Origin of the sequence: Enterococcus sp. AZ191 (assembly GCF_051713845.1) — a bacterium.
In the GTDB taxonomy this organism is placed as follows: Bacteria; Bacillota; Bacilli; order Lactobacillales; family Enterococcaceae; genus Enterococcus_B; species Enterococcus_B durans.
In genome coordinates this window covers 85,759-107,459 of the sequence record NZ_JBIOQS010000001.1, presented here as the reverse complement: position 1 = coordinate 107,459, position 21,701 = coordinate 85,759, and the positions used below count along the sequence as shown (strand labels likewise).

The following is a 21,701-nucleotide window of genomic DNA, read 5'->3' as shown; positions in this document are numbered from 1 at the left end:
CTCTGTAAGTTTGTCTAAACGCTAAAAACTCTTTTCTTGAAGATCAATGATCCTTTTGTCCTGTTTAGTTTTATCCTTTTTGTAAGATACGAGATAAAAATTCTTTTGTTCGTTCTTCTTTCGGATGAACAAAGATGTCTTCTGAAGTTCCTTCTTCTGCAATCACACCTTTATCCATAAAGATCACCCGATCAGAAACATCTTTGGCAAATTCCATTTCGTGGGTCACGATGATCATCGTCAAACCGGTATGAGCCAAATCCTTGATCGTGCTTAATACTTCACCGACCATTTCAGGATCAAGAGCAGAGGTTGGTTCATCAAAGAGCATGACATCGGGATTCATCGATAACGCACGGGCAATCGCTACCCGTTGCTTTTGTCCACCAGATAGTTGTGAAGGTTTTGCTTCTATATAACGCTTCATGCCAACTTTCTCTAAGTTTTCAAGAGCAACTTTTCGAGCTTCCTCTTTGCTTCGTTTCAACACAGTTGTTTGTCCAGAGATACAATTTTCTAAAACATTCATATTGTTAAAAAGATTGAATGATTGGAATACCATTCCAACATTTGTCCGATATTTAGGTAAATTATATTTAGGTGATAGAACATTGTCACCGTTATAGACGATTTCGCCACCAGTTGGTTTTTCTAATAGATTGATACAACGCAGCAAAGTAGATTTACCAGAACCGGAAGAACCGATGATCGTGACAACTTCTCCTTTGTTGATCGTCATACTGATATCTTTTAATACTTCGTTTTCACCAAAGTTTTTTCTTAAATGGTTGATTTCAATGATTTTTTCGCTCATGATGCTTCCTCCTTATTCCTGCAAGTTTGAATTGTCGATTTCTTCGATCTTTGTATAGGCTGAAGGGCCATCGATTTTTTTCTCAACAAAGCGCAGGATTCTTGTGATAGTGAAAGTCATGATCAAGTAAATGATACCAACGATCGTAAATGTTTGGAAGAACTGGAAGTTTGCACCAGCAGCTGAATTTCCTTGGAAGAACAAGTCAGCAACACCGATAACACTCAAGACAGCTGTATCTTTGATATTGATAACAAATTCATTTCCTGTGGCTGGCAAGATATTACGCAAGACTTGTGGAACAACTACTTTACGCATCGTTTGGCCATGTGTCATCCCGATAGCTTGTGCTGCTTCAAATTGTCCAGGATCGACTGCGAAGATCCCCCCACGAACGATTTCAGTCATATACGCACCTGTGTTGATCGAAACGATGAATAGGGCAGCGATCGTTCGATCCAGTGAGATCCCAAAGGCTAACGCTAAGCCATAGAAGACGACCATTGCTTGAACCATCATTGGTGTTCCTCGGAAGACTTCGATATAAATAGAGAGTAGTAGGTTTGCTAATTTTTGGAAGAAACGAGTAACCGCATTGTCTGACTCAGGAATCGAACGGAAGACACCGATCAATAAACCAAGAGTTGTACCAACGATCGTACCGATCAAGGCAATGAATAGTGTTAGTCCTGCACCGCGCAAGAACATGTTGCCATATTGATCCCAAATCGTTTTGAAATCATTTAACAGACCTGAGTCTTCATCATCATCTTCAGTAGAAGCTGGTTGATCTTTAATTGCTTGATCCATGATAGTTGTACGTTCTTTACTTGAGATTCCACCAAGTATTTGATTCACTTTTTGGATGTCAGGGTCGCCTTTACGCATTCCAACTGCAATTTGAACATCCTCAGGCTTCGTTTGAAAGCCATTTTCGCCTTTTAGTTCAAGCATTTTCAAATCTTTATTGACGCTTGTTGCAGTTACTCCTTCAGGTCGTTCACTGATATAGCCATCGATCATACCTGAAGTTAACGCTGTACGCATTGCAGAAAAGTTGTCCATTGCTTGCTGTTTATCTACTCCAGGGATCTGATCGATCACATCATAATGGAATGTATTTAGTTGAGCAGTGATCTTTGCGCCAGAAAGATCAGCTAAACTTTTGGCATTTGCGTATTTTCCGTCTTTTTGTACCACGACAACAAGTTGAGATTCATAATAAGGATCGGTAAAGTCGATTTCTTTTTTACGTTCCGCAGTAGGACTCATACCGGCGATGATCGCATCGATTTTACCAGATTGAAGGGCAGGGGCTAAACCATCCCATTTTGTTTGGATAATGACTAATTTTTTTCCTAGACCATCTGCTACTTTTTTGGCGATTTGAACATCATAACCACCAGCATAGCTTTTTTGACCTTGGATCGGTAATCCATTGTTCGCATCGGTTTGCTGTGACCAGTTGAACGGTGCATAACCTGCTTCCATACCTACACGAAATTCATCGTTCGGTGTTTTTTCATCTGCACTTACTAAGTTTCCGATACTGAAAAATGAAAAGATAAATGCAAATAATAGGGTGAGTGTAACTGAACTTTTTTTCATATTCTTTCTCCTTTTCTTTTCACACGCATGAATCAGGATCTTCCAAATGGAAAACCATGAGCCACTTCGTTAGAAAGAACCGCTGAATGGGGAACTTTCTAATCCGTTGCGCATAATTTTTGCACGAGCGGTCAAATAAATGCGTTGCAATAGCTTATCAGGAGGAAATAAAAAACGACCACTTCGAGGATATGAAGGGGCCGCTAAATTTCATAGAGTGATAAACCTCTCACAAAACATAGCGCAACTTAGCATCACTGCTAAGACAGTCCATAAGCTCTTAACTTATGTCCCAACGTAAACTTTAAGCAAAAAAGAGTACATTTCGGCGATCCTCCCTAGTCCTGCTTCGACATGTTTGCTTCACTCCACAGAGTTAATGATTCTCGCGACCTCTACCTCATTGATTGAGGTAACTCGTATTCAGTTATTTATACAAAAACAGTTTACGATAGCCAAGATGCTTTGTCAATCCATAACTTGTCTTTTTCATAAAAACACTGACTAAACATAGAAAATTTTCATTCGTTTTCATTTTTAACATGATTTTTTGGCGTTTTCCCTTTGATTTGAAAAGAATAAATATTCACTCTAAATCGAAATTGGTCAAAAAAAGAACCTTCGGCAAAAAAATCTTGCAGAAGGTAAAAAAGCGGTGGTATTCAGAAAAAAACTTTGTTTGCCACCATGATCGTTACTGGCTAAAGAAATCAGCAACAACGATCAAGCCGCTTTGTTCACAACCTTTGGCTCGCGGCCTAAGATTGCTTGTAGAATAACTGTTACACCATATATTGCTAATACTAAATAGATCAAACTTGAATATTGTGTGATGCCCCAACCCCAAGTTCGGTAAACAACTAAAGTAATGGCTAAAACGATAGCGGCTAGTACATTGAAAAATGCGAAAGCCCAAAGATTCCCGTTTTCTTTACGTACAAGATAAAAAATCGAGAAATAAATACTTAATGCTAACCAAGCGATACAAGCTAAAATAACGCCCCAATAAATAATGAATGGTACCATGTCAATTCACCTCACTTTGATCTTGTCTGTTTGGTCTAACGAATAAATCTCAGGTTAGTCCCAATGAATACAGCAGTATTGTAGCACGTTTTCATTTTTTTGTCAGTTAAGATTGTGATTTATTTCTCAAAAAATGAAATCGTTTGAATGCGTATTTCTGCCAGAAGAAACAGGAACAAAAGTGTGCGTGGGGCATATTTTCGATTATAATAGAACTGAGGTGACAAAATATGAAAAAGGTAACTGTAGCAGAAGCAGCACAAGCAATCAACGAAAGTAAAAGCATCACCTTTTTGACTGGTGCAGGAGTCTCGACACCTTCGGGAATCCCGGATTATCGCTCTTTAAAGGGAATCTATCAAGGAATTGAGCAACCCGAGTATTTATTAAGTCATGAGGCAATGGTTCACGAACCACAGAAATTCTATTCATTTGTTAAAAAAATTTACCATCCGAATGCACAGCCCAATGTCATTCACACAGAAATCGCACGATTAGAAAAACATAAAAAAGTCTGGACGGTGTCCCAAAATATTGACGGGTTGCATGAAAAAGCCGGCAGTCAACAACTTGTCAATTTTCATGGAACTCTTTATCATTGTTATTGTAGAAAATGTGGAAAAGAAGTCGCTTGGCAAAGCTATTTGTATAGTGATACGCACGAAAACTGCGGTGGTCAAGTCCGCCCAGCCATTGTTTTATATGGCGAAGGATTTCAAGAAGAAGTATTGGAACAGGCTACATTTGCGGTTAGCCAAGCTGAGCTGGTAGTGATCGTAGGAACGAGTTTTCAAGTACATCCTTTCTGTGATCTGATCCAATTTCGCGCCCCACGCGCAAAAATTTTAGTCATCAATCAGAGTCCGATCTATCTGGATCAGGAATATGACTTTGTCCAGACCGATGGGGTGACGGTGTTCGATAAAATAAAAGAATTAGGAGCAAATTATGACGATTAAATCTGAGAAAGAAAAAATGATAGCAGGCGAATTATACTTTGCGAATGATCCCGAGTTAATAGCAGATCGCCAATTTGCAAGAAGCCAAAGCCAAATCATCAATCAAGCTGAAACAACAGAACTACGCGCGCAACTCTTGAAAGAAACATTCGGAAAGACGGGCGAAAAAATTTATATAGAACCGATGATCAATTTTGATTATGGGTATAATATTTTTGTTGGCGAAAACTTTTATGCGAATTTTAACTGTACTTTTTTAGATGTAAGTACAATTGAAATCGGAGATAATTGTATGTTTGCCCCCAATGTCCAGCTGTATACGGCAACTCATCCGCTCCATCCAGTAAAACGAAATAGTGGACTTGAATATGCAAAGCCGATCAAAATCGGAAACAATGTCTGGCTAGGTGGCGGAGTGATTATCACTCCCGGTGTAACATTAGGGGATAACGTGGTTGTTGGTGCAGGTTCCGTTGTGACCAAATCATTTCCAGATAATGTGGTCATCGCAGGCAACCCCGCACGTATCATCAAAATGGTCGAGGAAGAACAATCACAAGAAACCCTCGAATCATTGAGACAAACAATCGATAGTCTGGACCAGCAACTGGTGAAACTGTTAGAAAAACGGATGCTGACTGTGACAAAAATCGGTCGAGTCAAAAAAGCAACGAATCATGCGATTTATGACGAAACACGGGAAAAGCAGGTTCTAGATAAAGTAGCAAAATGGGTGGATGATTCCGACTATACGGAAGCCATTGTTGCGACCTACCAAGATTTGATGAAACATTCTCGTGATTACCAAAAACAAATGGATAAGGAGAATTCAGATGATTGATGGAGAAACCCGAAGAAAGCAAATCCTTCATACCTTATTGAATGAAGAAAAGCCAGTCAGTGCCAGTAATTTTGCCAAGCGATTTGGTGTCAGTCGGCAGATCATCGTCGGTGATATCGCACTTCTCAGAGCTGCTGGAGAAACTATTGTCGCAACTGCTAGAGGATACATTTTAGAAACAAGCGAGTCTACGACTGGTTTAGTCAGTAAAATCGCAGTCCAACACGGACGCGAGCAAACAGAAGAAGAGTTGCGCCTGATTGTTGAAAATGGCGGGGAAGTGCTCGATGTGGTGGTTGAACATCCACTATATGGAGAACTAACAGGAATGTTGCATATCCAAACTGAAAAAGATATACACTCATTTATGAAACGCTATCAAAAAAGTAATGCTTCTTTGTTATCTGAACTAACAGGTGGTATTCATTTACATACCATCCGCTATCCTGACACGATCACTTTGAAACAAATCAAGCAAAAGTTATTGGAAGCAGGTATTCTATACGAAGGCTAGGTAACAGAGTTAGCGAAACAACCAGGACTATGTCCGAAAAAACTAAATAGCCTAGCAGATAACTGGGAGAAAAAAACGATTATACGTTTCCCCAGTTATTTTATTTACCAGAAAAAAGGAAACCGCTTCATCGATCTAGTTGATATAAACTAAAAGTTAATGATGGAATAGACTAGAACATTCTGTTTCTCATAAAAAGTTAGGAGTGGAAGAGCATGAATGTAAAACTAGGATTACTTTATAAAAGTCCAAGAAGTGAGTTTAGGAATGATGATGCATTTCCTTTGGTTGAGTCAACAAAAGACTATATCGATGCAATTGTACAAGCCATAGTAGTAAACAAGCAAAAACTTACTGAAAAAGATTTTAGGGCTCAATTTTTCAATAACCGATTTACTGAACTGGCAAATGCAAAGGATTTGAGTTTATGGAATGAATTTCAACAAGTAAGTCAAAATAGTGCAGTGTTTTCATTGGAAAATATTTTGGCAGACATCGACTTTGAAGAGGGAGGATTCTCAGCGGAGGACTTGTTCAACCGTTTAGAGGCCCCAATCAGCAAACTGGCAATTGAAGTCGTCAAACAAACAACAACTGTTCAGATGCTCTGTTCCTATGATTATGATCCCCGAGTAGCTATGGCTAAGGAGATGGAGATACATAGAGGCGTCGAGCTGATTGAGGATTTTGATAGTTGGGAGGAGGGCATACGTAAGCAACATAAAATTTATATAAAAGAGAGTAAAGAAATTCCCATCTACGATCTATATATGGAAGAAGAGGCTTTGAAAGAAAAGATTGTATTATTTGATGCTCAGTCAATTTGTTCCCATCAGTTACCTTGGCAAAAGCAAAGAAACGTGGAAAATAATCAAACAATATATCGCATAAAAGAACCCACATTTAACGAAAAAATACGTAAACTACTTTGTACAACTAACCCACGACTAGCTGTTGAAGGCGCAGAAAAAATTTCTGATTATACAAAGGTACTTGTTCAGTTTATGAAAGAAAATGAACAAGTGTTAACTAATCCTTTGTTTCGACAAGATTTTTTTGAAAATTTTTCTTTGTATATCTCTTTTAAAGAAAAAAATTTATCGTTGGAAAAGGAATTTCAGCAAGTAAGTAGGGCATTCAAAGAATTTCATTTTGAACATATTTTTCAAAAAATCGATTTTAGCCAAGGAACACTTGAACCTGCAACTTTAACGAAATTATTGAATCACGAAATGAAACGGTTAGCAGTAGAAGTGGCAAAAAAAGATCCTAATGTTGCCCTCTTTTATCGGTATGATCAACAGCTATTCAAACATCTTGCATTTGAAGTTTTCTCGGATGATCGCCATGGCTATTCTCCAGAGGATCTAGTGGAATTTTTAGATGAATGGAAGGATTCAGTGCGCGAAGAAGAAGAAAGGTTTAGTGCGGATCGGGAAACAAAATTACATGATCTATATCACAGTCGACATGAAATTGAAAAGCAAGTATTTTTTTTGGATAATAAAAACCAGTTCGTTCGAGCACCATGGGAAAGAGAATTTGATTGGGAAGAATGCTCAAAGCGCTCGCTAACAGAGGTAAGTTCTACGAAGGTGGATTATCAGGTGACTAGTGAATCCGAAGAAAAACTGAAACAATTGGCGGATTACATAATGAGGAAAAAAATTATTTAGTGGATAGGATTTCTGAACAACGTGATGAGGTAGAAAAATCAAGTTTGGTACAAACGATGAATGAATTACAGGAACTACAAGAAAAACTTGTAAATGAACGCGTATTACGGAATGAGAGGGAGCTAGATAAAGTTTTAGCTAAGTTGGATACATATTCTCACGCGGAACTTCAGAGCAATATACTGTTGATGAAGGAAAAACTAAACGCAGAATTAGCGAATCCCTACACGAAAGAGGTAATGATAGAGCAATTAAAAACTGCCTTGGAAAAGCGTCAAGTAGAAGCAATGTTTTGTCAAAATATAGAGCAGTTAATCAGGAATAGTAGGGACTATTCACTGAGGCATACTTGTGAATTGATTACGTATGTAGAGGAAAAAACAACCAAATTAGCGAGCCAATCCTTAACTGAAGGGGACTTAATCATCGACCGAGTGAATTATTGGCAGAAGATGCAAGAACAAATGAAGATAGTTATAAGAGTGAAAGAAGAAATAGAACCCATAAAAAAGCTCGTAAGCCAAGCTATGCCTAAGGAAACTACTCTTCAAAGCGCAGCTCTAAAGATGAGAGAAGGTATAAGAAAAATAGCCAATCAAGTACCTGAAACTGATAAATTCTTAGTGTATAACGAATGGAACAAGATAGAATCTGCTATTCGTACTATAATGGAACACTACACGGGTATAGACTTAAATAAGAAAGTAAAACAGTTACTGAGGGATAGTAGAGGCTATAAACTACATGATGTTCGCAGATTGTTTATACAAGTTAGGGATAGAGTAAGTCGATTAGCGAAGCAACCCTCGAATGAAGGAACTTCTATAACAGATCAAGTGGGTTACTGGCAAGATATGCAAGAGAAAGTGGAGATAATTCTGAGAGTAAAAGAAGAAATAGCACCCATAAGTTACCTCATAAGCCAAGACTCTCCTGATGAGAGGGAGCTTCAAAACGCACTTCTAAAAATAAAAGAAGCAATAAAGAGAATGAACCGATTGCCCATAGCCTATCGACCGTTAGCGGATAAAGAGTGGCAAACAATCGAAATTTCTGTGAATCAAGCTATATTGTGGGCTCATTATAAGAAGGATGCTCAAAAAAAAAACAATCGCTATTTACTAGACTGAGAACGCTGATAAGTAGAAAAAGCCCTCATTCTGCTCAACAGAATAACCAAAGCCTGTATGTTGATCAAAGTGCGTCAAGCACTCTCCACAAAAAAGATTTTTCAAAAGAACCATCACTATTTAGTAGGCTGCAAAAGTTGACAAGGGGAGAAAACTCTCGTTCACCTCAACCAAATAAACAAAGATCAGGTGAAAAGGGAGAACGTTGCTGAAATACAGTGATGCTTTACCATTGAGTATATCTTTTTGAGAATTATTTGGGGTGGTTGGTACATAACGGATAAATAGTGGAAATAATAAAAAAGAATGAATGTGGGGAAAAAGGCAAGAAACACTTTTGTCTCATTCTTTAAAAACGAATAAACAGTGGGAGCAGAAGCAACTCCGAGAAATAAGCCGAAATTCACAAAAATTTGAAAAGAAATTTCCGTGAGCCTCTTCTTATTCTTCGAGTTGATCACTTCTGTTCCGACCTCTTTTTAGTTGCTACTTGTTAAAGTCCATCATATTCGCTTATTCGATCACCAATACGCCTTCTTTAAGGGCGAATGGATTTTGATCATTGATATGGTCATAGAACATGACGCCGTTGATATGGTCGATCTCATGTTGGACAACGATCGATTCATAATTTTTCAAACGAATCTTGTGTTTTTCGCCATTCATATCATAGTAAGAAACAGTGATCTTAGCATGACGTACGACATAGCCTGGAACTTCACGATCGACAGATAGACACCCTTCACCTTCACCCAAGCAAGCATCTTGTACAGAATGACTCAAAATTTTTGGATTATACATCACAGTACTCAATGTTGGTTCAGTTACTTCTGGATCAGGACTTGGTACGTGAACAGCAATAATGCGCTTGGAAATATCAAGTTGTGGTGCTGCTAAACCAACACCACCACGTAGATTTAATTCTTCTGCTTTCACAGGATCTTGGCTGTTTTTTAAAAATTCAAGCATTTCTTTTCCTAGTGAGATATCTTCTTCACTTAATGGGAGGGAAACTTCCTCGGCGATTTCGCGCAACGTTGGGTTTCCTTCACGAATGATATTATCCATTGTAATCATGGAATATGTACCCCTTTCTTCTAAAACGATTCATCAGTCTGTTTTCGGATTATAGTTTAACATAAATTTTAAAAAGTAGTAGTAGGATTGTTTGATAAACTAAATTTTCTTAATGATTATTCACTTGATTTCTAACGTATATTCAGGTAAAGTATAGCTGTATGCTCAAGGCATACCGCCTGTCACTTGGTTAAGCGAATCACCAACGTTTTACTCAGTCACAGGGGAATAATCGAAAGAGGTGAAAGAAATGGCAATTTCAAAAGAACGTAAAAATGAAATCATCACAGACTATGCACGCCATGAAGGAGATACTGGTTCTCCAGAAGTACAAATCGCTGTATTAACTGAAGAAATCAACCACTTGAACGAACATGCACGTGTGCATAAAAAAGATCATCATTCATACCGCGGCCTAATGAAAAAAGTTGGTCACCGTCGTAACTTGTTAGCTTACTTACGTAAAACTGACGTTCAACGTTACCGCGAATTGATCAAACGTTTAGGTCTACGTCGTTAATTTTAACAAAAAGAGTGGGGTTCAAACGAATCTCACTTTTTTTACTGTGATACCTCAATCAACCATTTCGTGAAAAAGCATGATGGACTCCTACTAACCAAATGAAAGCTACCAAGCTGCGTTTGGCGGTTTTCATTTGTTTAGTAGCGTCTTGCTTTCACGTGAAAGAAAAGGAGTAATTATGTCAGAAAAACAAGTATTCAAAACGACATGGGGCGGCCGTCCCCTACAAATCGAAGTCGGTCAATTAGCAAAACAAGCCAATGGAGCAGTATTAGTCCGTTATGGCGATACAGTGGTCTTAAGTGCGGCTGTAGCATCAAAAGAAGCAAAAGATACAGATTTCTTCCCATTGACAATCAACTATGAAGAAAAAATGTATGCGGCTGGGAAAATTCCTGGTGGTTTCATCAAACGTGAAGGACGTCCAAGTACAGAAGCTACTTTGACCGCTCGTTTGATCGACCGTCCGATCCGTCCGATGTTTGCGGATGGCTTCCGTAATGAAGTCCAAGTAACAAATATCGTGATGAGTGTGGAAACAGATTGTTCACCAGCAATGGCTGCTATGCTAGGTTCTTCACTTGCGTTATCGATTTCTGATATCCCATTTGACGGACCAATCGCTGGGGTAGAAGTTGGCCGTGTCAACGGTGAATATGTCTTGAATCCGACTGTTGAACAAGCAGAACAAACAGATATCGAACTAAGTGTTGCGGGAACAAAACAAGCAATCAACATGGTTGAAAGTGGCGCTAAAGAAGTATCTGAAGAAGACATGTTAGGCGCATTGCTTTTTGGTTTTGACGCAATCAAAGAATTAGTTGCTTTCCAAGAAGAAATCGTTCAAGCAGTGGGCAAAGAAAAAATGGAAGTTTCTTTACTGCAAGTAGATGCTGGATTGAAAAAAGAAATCTTTGATGCATCATACGGTACGATGAAAGCAGCCGTTATGACAGAAGAAAAATTGGCTCGTGAAGATAACATCGAACAAGTGAAGATCGATATTCGTGAGGCTTATGCAGAGAAATTTTCTGGACATGAAGAAGAAGACCACTTAATAAAAGAAGTCAAACAAATCACGGAAGATCTTGAAAAAGATGTGGTACGTGAATTGATCACGATCGATAAAATCCGTCCTGATGGTCGTAAACTAGACGAAATCCGTCCATTGTCTTCCGAAACAGGCTTGTTGCCACGTGTCCATGGTTCTGGGTTGTTTACTCGTGGACAAACACAAGCATTATCTGCATGTACTCTTGCACCATTAGGGGAACACCAAATCATTGATGGACTTGGTGTGGAAGTCAGCAAACGATTTATCCACCATTACAATTTCCCTCAATTCTCTGTAGGCTCAACTGGGCGCGCTGGTTCACCAGGCCGTCGTGAAATCGGTCATGGGGCATTAGGCGAACGCGCACTAGCGCAAGTGATCCCTTCAGAAGAAGACTTTCCTTATACAATTCGTTTAGTAGCGGAAGTGTTGGAATCAAATGGTTCTTCTTCACAAGCAAGTATCTGTGCGGGTACATTAGCATTGATGGATGCAGGTGTTCCTATCAAAGCACCAGTAGCAGGTATTGCTATGGGACTTGTATCAGATGGCGAAAACTATACGATTTTAACGGATATCCAAGGGTTAGAAGATCATCTAGGAGACATGGACTTCAAAGTAGCTGGAACAAAAGAAGGTATCACAGCACTTCAAATGGATATCAAAATCCAAGGAATCACGGAACAAATCTTAAAAGAAGCATTGACACAAGCAAAACAAGCACGGATGGAAATCTTAGAAGAATTGACTTCAACGATTGCTGCACCACGTGAAGAATTAAGCCAATATGCACCGAAGATCGAAATGATCCAAATCGATCCAGCGAAAATCAAAGATGTGATCGGTAAAGGTGGAGACACTATCAACGGTATCATCGAAGAAACTGGTGTAAAAATCGATATCGATCAAGATGGTAAAGTAAGTATTGCTTCTTCGGATAAAGAAATGATCCAAAAAGCAATCAAAATCATTGAGGACTTGACTAAAGAAGTGAAAGTCGGCGAAGTTTACCTTGGTAAAGTCGTTCGAATTGAAAAATTTGGGGCTTTCGTCAACTTGATCAAAGGAAAAGATGGACTTGTCCATATCTCTCAACTAGCAAACGAACGTGTGAATAAAGTAGAAGATGTTCTTAAACTTGGAGATGAAGTACTTGTAAAAGTTACTGAAATCGACAAACAAGGACGAGTAAATCTTTCAAGAAAAGCAATGCTAGCTGAAGATGGTACTGAAAAAACAACAAACTAAATAGAAGAAATTTAGATTCAATATTTTTTCTAATGAATATGTCTGGAGCAACAGATGGGGAAGTATTGAATCTCAATAAATAAGTCGACTTTGCGGGATTTGTTTTTCAAATTTTTGAGTAGACCGATTTCTTGAAAGGTTACTCCCACTGTCCACTCCAAACGAAAGAACGAGAGAAAAGTATGTTTACTTTTGTCTCGTTCTTTTTTGTCTGAGCAAAACTATCTGAAACCAACAGTCACGTAGCTAACTTCGATAGTTATTGTATCGTGTGTCTACTTTTTTCGGTGTGAAATTCAGCGTTACGTGAAGTGCGGTATTCGCTCATCGTTTGCCCTGTTTCGCGTTTGAATTTTTTATAGAGTACAGAAGGATTGGTGTAACCTAATTTTTCAGCAATCGAGCAAGTCGTCTCATTAGTAAAAGCCAATAATTTTTTTGTATTGGCGATTTTTAGCTGAGTATAATAAGCGGAAAAACTTAGATTCAAATTGCGTTGGAACAGCTTTTTCAAGGTGCTAATCGAACAGTTCAACTCTTGGGCTAATTCTGATAACCGATAGACTTTGTCAGGGTGGTCATTTAAGAAGGCGGTCGCGCGGTCGATTAGAGTCACATCAAGTTCATTTACAGGTGGTAGGGCATCAACAAATGCGGATTGGTACTCGCCAAGTTTGATTTTATCTTCCAATTGGGTAGTGATCAATTGTACAATGGATTCACCGTGACGCACGAGCAAAGTGATTTTTTCATCTTCTGACAGTGGATGCTGATGGTAAAATTGGATCAATTGAGGAGTGAATTGTTCAACTTCTTTTTTCTGAATGGCCACAACAGACGGAATCAATGTGTAGTTTTGTTGATTTTGCTGTTTCAATTGACCGATAAAAAGGGTGCCGACATGCCGTCTATCAACGTAAATCGGAAAAACGATGTTCACGAATTGATAGGGACAACGATAAATCAAATGCGATTTTTTTTGTTGGATACAGTGAGTAGCAGCACGGCGGTCAGAATGTAAACAAACCTCTTTTGAACGGACGGCTTCACAAAAAAGACAAGCGTTGGTGATGTCCGTTACCGGCTCGCCTTGACTATCAATCAATAAGAGTGAGACACCTAATAATTTGGCGGTTGTTTCTTGAAGAATTTGCTAAGTCTCTAAATCCTTTTTCAATTGCCATAACATGTGATCACCTCCTTTTTTTATGAAACTATGTATCGAATACAGAGCTTTGTAGTTTTTCGCTTTTTTTATATTTCTTCATATCACAAATAATGAAGGCTTTTATCTTTGTTGTGAATGTTTTATACTAATAGTGGTAGTTATTGTTGCATCGTAGTGAATTAGTCCCTTATGTGATATATCCTACAATGGTGGAACTAGTTCCTAAATGTTATCACCAACTGCGTATAAGTACATACTATCACCCTCCTCGCTTTTGATAACTTCATTATGTAGGAGGAATTCATCTTTTTCTTAGAAAAGTATGGTATTTCGTCATAAAAAGGAGACGTGATCATGAATCATTCGAGTTTAATCAAAAAGTTAAGGCTGGAACGAGGACTATCGCAAGAAAAATTAGCGCAAGGTATTTCACAAAGAAGCACGTTAGCATCATTTGAAAATAATGCGACAAAAATATCTTATAATATTTTGATTCAATATTTGGACCGAATGAATGTCACTTTAGAAGAATACCAATTTATGCTTGATGGCAATAATTTGAGTGAAAAAAGAAAGTTATCAAAAGTGTTTTTTGACAAGCTTCGTCAACCCTATGACTCAGAATTTGCCAAATTCCTGAATGAGCAATATTATTCGACGGATGATTATTATTACAAACTTTTGCATGCTAGCTATGTTCTGATTAGGAAAAGAGAAAACGATGCTATTCAAGTCGATTCTATAGGTGCTCAGAAAATCATTAAGGGCTATCTTGATTCCATCGAAAATTGGGGTAGGTTCGAACTATCGCTTTTTATCAATACGTTATTTTGTTTTAGTGATGAGTATATTTTCGACCACTCGAAACGCTCGGTCAAAAAAATGAAAACGTATGTTGATGACCTATATTTTAATCGCGATATGGCATCTTTTTTGATTAATGGAACGCAGTTGGCTTTTGAACGAGGTTCAACTGGACTTTTCACTTATTTCTTTAAAGAACTAAAACAGTTTTCTGACAAATTTAATAGCACGGATACAAAAATTGCATGGAAAGTTTTCTCATTTTTATCGACTGATGATATTCACGATCAACAGAAAAAGGCGGAACTGATTTTTGCGTTACATTTTTGGGAGAAAGATAATTATGTACGCTATGTAGAAGAAAAAATCAATTTGCTTGGTGATGTAAAATGACGGTACAGATAAATGTTAAGCTAACAAAGTAATAAGTCTCAATTTTTTTGATACATAAAAATGTCTAAAAGGTATAAATATCAGTGATGAAATTCAGTTGGTGTAAATTTAGTGAATTGTACCTAGAATTCGATATCCTTGCAAGTATATTATGGTATGTTTAGGTATTATTGATAGTTCATCGAGATTGAAAATGTATAAATACCCCAAATGGAAGCGAAGAGTATCTCTAAAAACATACCAATTCGTTCTTTTTTGCGATATCATAAATGTATTCCAAAAAAATTTTAAGAACGAGTAGGCACTAAATTATCTGAATTATCAGAAAAATATCCAAGGATTTTTTTATTGTCGAACAACAGTATCCATACAAAGTAAATGAAGTATGTCGAAATGTATGACTTTAAAAACATGATTAAGACAATGATTCGTTAAGTTGGTCCACTCATCAGAAACGGAGGGCATCATGGAAAAGAAAGCAATTTTAGAAGTGAATTCAAGTTTGGAAAAAGAACGTGAAGCACTGGGCGCATGCTTTAATATCGTTCAAATCAATGCAACATGCTAATAAGAATATAAAACCCAAGGCATATCTTACTAGATATGCCTTGGGTTGACTATTAGGAGGAAAGATTATGCATAGAAGCTTTTTACTCCAGGAAGAGTCCTTTGATTTTCCAGGAACAATGATTGTGTTTAACGCAAGGACTGGACGGTCTTTGACCTATAAAAAAACGGATTATCCTTCTTTGGAAAGATTGATGGAAGATGCTGCCGTTTATCAGTCTTTATCGGTTTTGGATTTTTGGAATGATAGTGAAGATCAATTTCAAAAATCTTTAAATCAAAGAATTAGCTTTAAAAATTCGCCTTCTGTAATTAATTTAATAATTCTCGTGCATCAAGATTGTAATTTTAGATGTACTTACTGTTATGAAGATTTCAAGCATCAAGAGATGAATCCAATCATGACCTCTGCGGTTATTAAGCATATTCAACGTAGGATTGAAGAGGAGACTATTACTCATGTCAACCTATCTTGGTTCGGAGGAGAACCTATACTTGGAATAAAAGCAATTGAAGAGATTAGTGCATCAATAATTCCACTTTGTGATAATGAAGGGATTACATATGGCTCTTCCATTACAACCAACGGTTATTTGCTGACTGAAAAAATTTTTCAACGTCTGAAAAAATGTCGGGTTTCTTATTATCAAATTACTCTTGATGGATTGAAAGATATTCATAATCAACAACGTGTATTAAAAAATGGGAAAGGGACGTTTGATAGAATAATTAGTAATATTGAAAAAATTGTTCCTGAAATGGACAATGAAACAATCATCATTCGGACAAATCTAAGTCGGAAATCTATGTTAGGTATTGAAGCTTTTATGGATTTTTTTATTGAAAAATTTGGCAAAGAAAAAAATATTTATTTAGATTTTCATCAGGTAAAAGATTTAACTGGAAATGAAGAGCCTGAAGTAGAAACCAAAGAATTATTAGAAATTGTGAGAAAATTTATAAAGAAAGGAGGAAATGCATATCCAATTTTAAGGAAGATTCAACCTCAAAGTACGTGTTATGCGACGGCTTCTAATACTTATGTCATTACCGTGACTGGTGTCTTGCACAAATGTACGGTTGCAATTGACAATAATGATTTCAGTATTGGAAGGATAACTCCAGATGGAACATTTATATTGAAAGAAAATCGTATTGCACCTTGGATAAATCCTAAATTGAGAAAAGACTGTGCCGAATGTAATTTTTTGCCTCTGTGTTGGAATAATGAATGCCCATTAAAAAATCAAACTTGTAATCACTGCCATACATATAAAGGAAACGAGAAGCAACTTCTTAATCTTTTAATGTTACAAGGGCATATTGATTATAATATCAGAATACCTAGCTAATAACGTGAATGAATACAATGCAAAAATTATTGTTCAAATAAATTGTTAAAAAGCTAAGTTTGTTGATGTACAAATAGTACTATGGAAATAGGGGGTAGAAGAAATGAAAAAAATGGGATATCTCTTTAGTAGCTTAATGGCGCTTGAACCAGTTTTTACTTCATGGGCGTTCTCAAGAGTTTTTGTCTTGGTTTCAGGACATTCTTATCAAACAATTGTTCAATTTATTGGTTTGGTCTTAGCTTTCTTTGTTTTATTTGCTGGAATAAAGGCGGCTAGAACATGGTTTGTCAATCAATATGTCAAAGAAGTAAACGCGGATATCAAGCATTCGGTACTGATGCAAGAATATGAGAATCAAATAAAGCACGAGACAGAAATTACTCCTGGTAGAGTTGAAAAAACGATTTCCTTTATCCAGAATGACTGTAAACAGTATGAAGAAAAAAACTTGATGCTTCGGTTTGACGTTGTCAGATTAGGGACGACAGCTGTCTTTTCCATTCTTTTTGCTGTGTACAATAGTGCTTTATTAGCTGTGATTTTTGTTGCATTTTCTTTTTTGCCGATAATTGTACAACATTTTACGAAAGATAAAGTAAAAAATGCGACTCAAGCATGGACGAAGCAGGCGAAAAAATTTTATTTAGCGATGACCGAATTTCTAAAAGGCCTACCTGCTTTTTATCAGTATGGAGCGATTGGCGAAAATGAAAAAGTGCTCCAAGGGGAAATTGATAAAATCGAAACAAAAAACAAAAGTATGAAAACGACGTTATCTTTGGCTGGAGTAATGATTGAATTGATTGGCTATATTGCTTTTTTCATTCCGATCGGCTTTGGGATTGTTTTTGTGAATGCTCAGATGATTACGTTAGCAGCTTTTATGGCTGTTCTTAACGTGAACAATGGCATCATCAATTCGATCATCAGCTTAATGAATATCAAAAATTCGATTGATAGTGTGTCAGCTATCGAAACCGAGATAAAAGATACAACGAGCACTAAGCTGTCACCAGTTATTGATTTGTCACCGAAAAGCAATCAGTTTGAATCACTGAAATTGGAAGGCGTTCAATTTCAGTATAATGGCAAAGAAATTTTGTCCGCTGTTGATTTACAGATAAATAATGGAGAAAGAATTTTGATTCAAGGAAAATCTGGCGCAGGTAAATCAACATTACTAAAAATCATTGAAGGGCGGATCATACCAGATGCCGGTCGTTTGACGATGAATGGGACTTTTGTATCAACATCTGATGTGAACCATCTATTTGGTATCATTCATCAGAAACCTATCATTTTTAAAAATACATTGCTTTATAACTTGACGCTAGGAAAAATGGTCGACTTAAAAATAATCGAAGAGGCATGTGAAAAGGCGAATCTGACAGAACTTGTTGCCAGATTTGGTTTAACGGGCAATCAACTTCTTGACCCTGATTCAAATCTTTCAGGAGGAGAGATGAAACGAATCGAAATCGCTAGATCACTGGTTTTTGATCGACCGATTCTAATCGTTGATGAAGGAACCGCTTCTTTAGACGAACAAACTTCAGCAGAAATACACGAGAATCTATTCTCGTTAGGGCGCACGATCATCGAGGTAGATCATCACATTCCGCAGAATTTATTGAATCACTATAGTCAACGGTTGGTACTGGAATCTGGTAAGTTGAGCAGAGAGATATAGATTTATTTTTTGGGTAATCTCATTCTTTTATGAAAATAACATAGTAAAAAGGAAGAAATATTTAGCTCATGGTGTTTCATCATGATGCTTTTTTGTTTCTCATGATTAGCTAATTGATTCTCTCTACAAAATTGGGAATAATCTCTATGGATACCAGATAAAAATCGAACCGCTTAATCCTTGGTCGATTTGCTAAATCAGCGTAAAATAGGTATATAATCTGTTTTTAGAAAAAGGAGGGACAGAGATGCTGCACTTTTTACTGACATTGATTGTTGGAGGCATATTAGGACTTATTGCTAGCTTGATATTAAATGAAGAAGTACCAGGAGGTGCAACAGGCATGGTATTGATCGGATTCTTGGGTAGTTGGCTTGGTGAATCCATTCTTGGAGAGTTGGGTCCTTCTATCAGCGACTTCTATCTTGTTCCTTCCTTGTTGGGGGCACTTTTTTGTCTAGGTGTTTATACGTTTTTAACCGATTATATTCGCCGACATTATTGGAAATAAAAAATAGCTGAAATGATTGACACATTAGAATCTTCCTAAGATAATGAGGAGACACTTAGAAAAAATCTGAACAAAGGCAGACTTTCAGGAGTGAATGTTAGAGGAAATGAGGAAGAAAGTTGACAACAAAACATAATACTAAGAAGATTTCAATGGCCGGTCTTTTAGTGGCAATGGGCGTTGTATATGGAGATATCGGTACCAGTCCATTGTATGTAATGAAAGCCATCGTCGAAGACAACGGCGGACTACGCGGAATCAATCCGGATTTTGTGATTGGTTCTGTATCATTAATTTTCTGGACACTGACGTTGCTTACTACAGTCAAATACGTGGTGATTGCATTGAACGCAGATAACCACGGTGAAGGAGGAATCTTTTCTTTATATACTTTGGTAAGAAAAGGTGGCAAGTATCTGATTATTCCTGCGATGATCGGTGGTGCGGCTTTACTAGCAGATGGTGTGTTGACGCCTGCGGTAACTGTCACAACGGCAATCGAGGGATTAAGAGGGATTCCACAATTTTTTGATCGTTTTGGGAATGATCAAAATATTATTGTTATTATTACTTTAGTGATTATCTTAGTGTTGTTTATGGTTCAACGTTTTGGGACAGAAGTTGTCGGTAAGGCGTTTGGACCAATCATGTTTTTATGGTTTACTTTTTTAGGTGTGATGGGATTGGTGAATTTCAGTCAAGATTGGACAGTGATCCGCGCATTGAATCCTTATTATGCAGTCCAATTGCTGTTAAGTCCGGATAACAAACTAGGATTATTTATCTTAGGGAATATCTTTCTAGCAACAACAGGGGCAGAAGCGCTATATTCAGATCTAGGACACGTAGGAAAATTGAATATTCGCTTAAGTTGGCCATATGTCAAAATATGTCTGGTATTGAATTATTTTGGACAAGCAGCTTGGTTGCTGACTGTGTACCAAAATCCAGAGATGCAGCAGATCAAGAATCTGAATCCATTTTTCCAAATGCTGCCGAATGGCTGGTTGATCATTGGGGTAGCGTTCGCGACTATTGCCGCAGTTATTGCTTCACAAGCCCTGATCACAGGCTCATTTACGTTAGTTTCTGAAGCGATTAAATTGAAACTATTGCCACGATTGAAAATCATGTATCCAGGTAGCAGCATTGGGCAAATGTACATTCCAGCAGTCAACTTGATTTTATGGTTTGCCTGTTCACTAGTTGTTGTAACCTTTAGGACTTCCCATCATATGGAAGCAGCGTATGGTCTGTCGATCACGGTTACGATGCTGATGACTACAGCATTGCTCTATTTCTATTTGATCCAAAATGGTTATTCTAAATGGTTTGCGCATATTGTGACTTTCTTTTTTGGTGTAATCGAGATCGTCTTTTTCATCTCAAGTATCGTAAAATTCTTCCATGGCGGCTTTGTTGCAGTCTTGATCGCATTAGTAATCTTAGCGGTCATGTTTATTTGGGAGCGTGGGAATATCATTCGTGAATCTGTAGCGGAAGATGTTGCGTTGAAAGAATACATTCCACAACTAGCTAAATTGCGTGATGATAGATCGTTACCACTCTACCAGACAAATATCGTGTTATTGGTACCTGATATGGCTGAAGGAAAAGTGGGCAGGCAATTCGTTTATTCGATCCTTGATAAACGACCAAAACGAGCACGTGTCTATTGGTTTGTCCATGTGGAAGTAACTGATGAACCGTATACAAAAGAATATCAAATCGATATGATGGATACGGATTTTATTGTACAAGTCAACTTATTCTTAGGTTTTAGAGTCCAACAAGAAATCAATGTGTATGTTCGTCAGATCATCCATGATTTAATGAAACAAGGACGTCTTCCTAAACAACCACAAACTTACTCTTTGACGCCAGGTAGAGAAGTCGGTGATTTTCAGTTTATCTTGATTGATGAAGTTGTTTCAAATGTCACAACGTTGAATAAATGGGATCGTCAAATCATGCAGGCAAAACTTGCAATCAAAAAATACGCAACGACCCCAGAAACATGGTTTGGACTGGAATACAGTGAGGTCAAACATGAAACAGTTCCATTGTTGATTGGTTTGACCAGAAAAACATGGTTAAAAGAACGAAAAAAGATAACTGAAAAGTCTCCATAAAAATGGGGATAAAAAATGAATGAACTACCTGAATGAGAGGAGTATGTAGAGCCCTCTCATTCAGGTAGTTCTTTTGTCTTAGTTTTATTGTCTTTTATCTGTGGTGGGATGTATCTTTGGTTTTACTTGTTACAACAGATGAACTGTTCGAAAGTAGTGTACGAATATTAGCTTTTTCTTTTACTTGTCTGAGGTACATTGTATCAAGATAGTTTTCGATATCATTTGGTTCTTGTTGAATTTGTTTTATGTAGTTTGGTACACTGATTTGAAGTTGTTCCATTTTGTCATTTAGTGTTTTTTTATTTAGATCAGCCTGCACATCTCGTCCAATTTCTTCTTGTGTTTTTACAATGGCCTCTTTTTATAATGTTTTCACATCATTTTCAGGTAAATCAAAACTATAGATAAGGTTCGTTAATGTATGTAAGTATAGCTTTTTTTCTGCTAGATCCGGAAGGTCTTTTTTGAACTTCGAAATAACATTCTTATTTGTACTTTCGATTATTCTTTTTGCTCCAGTTGCTCGTTCCATTGTTTCGGGGAAAGGAAGATTTGCCACGATTAACTTGATGCTCTGATGGTTATAGTTGCAAGTGGCTAGAAAAGCC

Annotated in this window: 18 protein-coding genes and 1 riboswitch; of the genes, 12 read left to right on the top strand and 6 right to left on the bottom strand. The window is 37.4% G+C overall.

From position 1 onward, the window contains the following. Nucleotides 1–70: 70 nt before the first annotated feature. The 3 genes from IGI47_RS00545 to IGI47_RS00535 form a co-directional block, all read right to left on the bottom strand. On the bottom strand, nt 71–814 hold the full coding sequence (locus tag IGI47_RS00545; RefSeq protein ID WP_438783025.1) for an amino acid ABC transporter ATP-binding protein: 744 nt from the start codon (nt 812–814) through the stop codon (nt 71–73). Between the two features lie 12 nt (nt 815–826). After that, nucleotides 827–2,422 (bottom strand): ABC transporter permease subunit, encoded by a 1,596-nt coding sequence (locus IGI47_RS00540; RefSeq protein ID WP_438783024.1) that lies wholly within the window; start codon nt 2,420–2,422, stop codon nt 827–829. A 231-nt stretch (nt 2,423–2,653) separates the two neighbouring features. Beyond that, nucleotides 2,654–2,828, bottom strand: a riboswitch (Lysine riboswitch). A gap of 317 nt (nt 2,829–3,145) precedes the next feature. Next, the gene (locus tag IGI47_RS00535) at nt 3,146–3,448 is read right to left on the bottom strand and encodes a hypothetical protein (RefSeq protein ID WP_005875305.1); all 303 of its coding nucleotides are present in this window, start codon (nt 3,446–3,448) and stop codon (nt 3,146–3,148) included. A gap of 230 nt (nt 3,449–3,678) precedes the next feature. Between IGI47_RS00535 and IGI47_RS00530 the strand changes: the two genes are divergently transcribed. From IGI47_RS00530 to IGI47_RS00510, 5 genes are all read left to right on the top strand, one after another. Further along, nucleotides 3,679–4,407, top strand: a complete 729-nt coding sequence (locus IGI47_RS00530) for an NAD-dependent protein deacylase (protein ID WP_311930642.1) — start codon at nt 3,679–3,681, stop codon at nt 4,405–4,407. After that, on the top strand, nt 4,397–5,248 hold the full coding sequence (locus tag IGI47_RS00525) for a chorismate mutase (RefSeq protein WP_376716952.1): 852 nt from the start codon (nt 4,397–4,399) through the stop codon (nt 5,246–5,248). The genes IGI47_RS00530 and IGI47_RS00525 overlap by 11 nt, the downstream gene beginning before the upstream one ends. After that, complete coding sequence (locus IGI47_RS00520; RefSeq protein WP_438783023.1) at nt 5,241–5,762, top strand: transcription repressor NadR; 522 nt, start codon at nt 5,241–5,243, stop codon at nt 5,760–5,762. The genes IGI47_RS00525 and IGI47_RS00520 overlap by 8 nt, the downstream gene beginning before the upstream one ends. Nucleotides 5,763–5,977: 215 nt before the next feature. Next, on the top strand, nt 5,978–7,438 hold the full coding sequence (locus IGI47_RS00515; RefSeq protein WP_438783021.1) for a hypothetical protein: 1,461 nt from the start codon (nt 5,978–5,980) through the stop codon (nt 7,436–7,438). Further along, complete coding sequence (locus IGI47_RS00510; protein ID WP_438783019.1) at nt 7,438–8,568, top strand: hypothetical protein; 1,131 nt, start codon at nt 7,438–7,440, stop codon at nt 8,566–8,568. The genes IGI47_RS00515 and IGI47_RS00510 overlap by 1 nt, the downstream gene beginning before the upstream one ends. Nucleotides 8,569–9,081: 513 nt before the next feature. On the opposite strand, the gene def is transcribed toward IGI47_RS00510, so the two are convergent. Next, nucleotides 9,082–9,645 (bottom strand): peptide deformylase, encoded by a 564-nt coding sequence (def, locus tag IGI47_RS00505; RefSeq protein ID WP_311930639.1) that lies wholly within the window; start codon nt 9,643–9,645, stop codon nt 9,082–9,084. Nucleotides 9,646–9,895: 250 nt separating this feature from the next. Here def and rpsO point away from each other — a divergent pair, with 250 nt between their 5' ends. Next, entirely contained in the window at nt 9,896–10,165 is a 270-nt protein-coding gene (gene rpsO, locus IGI47_RS00500; RefSeq protein WP_005875316.1) for a 30S ribosomal protein S15, read from the top strand. A gap of 181 nt (nt 10,166–10,346) precedes the next feature. After that, on the top strand, nt 10,347–12,470 hold the full coding sequence (gene pnp / locus IGI47_RS00495; RefSeq protein ID WP_311930638.1) for a polyribonucleotide nucleotidyltransferase: 2,124 nt from the start codon (nt 10,347–10,349) through the stop codon (nt 12,468–12,470). Between the two features lie 259 nt (nt 12,471–12,729). On the opposite strand, the gene IGI47_RS00490 is transcribed toward pnp, so the two are convergent. Continuing rightward, entirely contained in the window at nt 12,730–13,620 is an 891-nt protein-coding gene (locus IGI47_RS00490) for a PocR ligand-binding domain-containing protein (protein WP_438784435.1), read from the bottom strand. A gap of 372 nt (nt 13,621–13,992) precedes the next feature. On the opposite strand from IGI47_RS00490, the gene IGI47_RS00485 reads away from it, so the two are divergent. The 5 genes from IGI47_RS00485 to IGI47_RS00465 all read left to right on the top strand — a co-directional run bounded on the left by IGI47_RS00485 (nt 13,993) and on the right by IGI47_RS00465 (nt 21,090). Beyond that, nucleotides 13,993–14,835 (top strand): helix-turn-helix domain-containing protein, encoded by an 843-nt coding sequence (locus IGI47_RS00485; protein ID WP_311930636.1) that lies wholly within the window; start codon nt 13,993–13,995, stop codon nt 14,833–14,835. Between the two features lie 635 nt (nt 14,836–15,470). Further along, nucleotides 15,471–16,754, top strand: coding sequence for a radical SAM protein (locus IGI47_RS00480; protein ID WP_438783017.1), 1,284 nt, complete (start codon nt 15,471–15,473; stop codon nt 16,752–16,754). Between the two features lie 103 nt (nt 16,755–16,857). Next, nucleotides 16,858–18,447, top strand: a complete 1,590-nt coding sequence (locus tag IGI47_RS00475) for an ATP-binding cassette domain-containing protein (RefSeq protein ID WP_438783016.1) — start codon at nt 16,858–16,860, stop codon at nt 18,445–18,447. Nucleotides 18,448–18,694: 247 nt separating this feature from the next. After that, on the top strand, nt 18,695–18,958 hold the full coding sequence (locus IGI47_RS00470; RefSeq protein ID WP_311930633.1) for a GlsB/YeaQ/YmgE family stress response membrane protein: 264 nt from the start codon (nt 18,695–18,697) through the stop codon (nt 18,956–18,958). Nucleotides 18,959–19,077: 119 nt separating this feature from the next. Further along, entirely contained in the window at nt 19,078–21,090 is a 2,013-nt protein-coding gene (locus IGI47_RS00465; protein WP_438783015.1) for a KUP/HAK/KT family potassium transporter, read from the top strand. A gap of 364 nt (nt 21,091–21,454) precedes the next feature. On the opposite strand, the gene IGI47_RS00460 is transcribed toward IGI47_RS00465, so the two are convergent. Beyond that, nucleotides 21,455–21,652, bottom strand: a complete 198-nt coding sequence (locus IGI47_RS00460) for a hypothetical protein (RefSeq protein WP_438783012.1) — start codon at nt 21,650–21,652, stop codon at nt 21,455–21,457. Between the last annotated feature and the right edge of the window lie 49 nt (nt 21,653–21,701).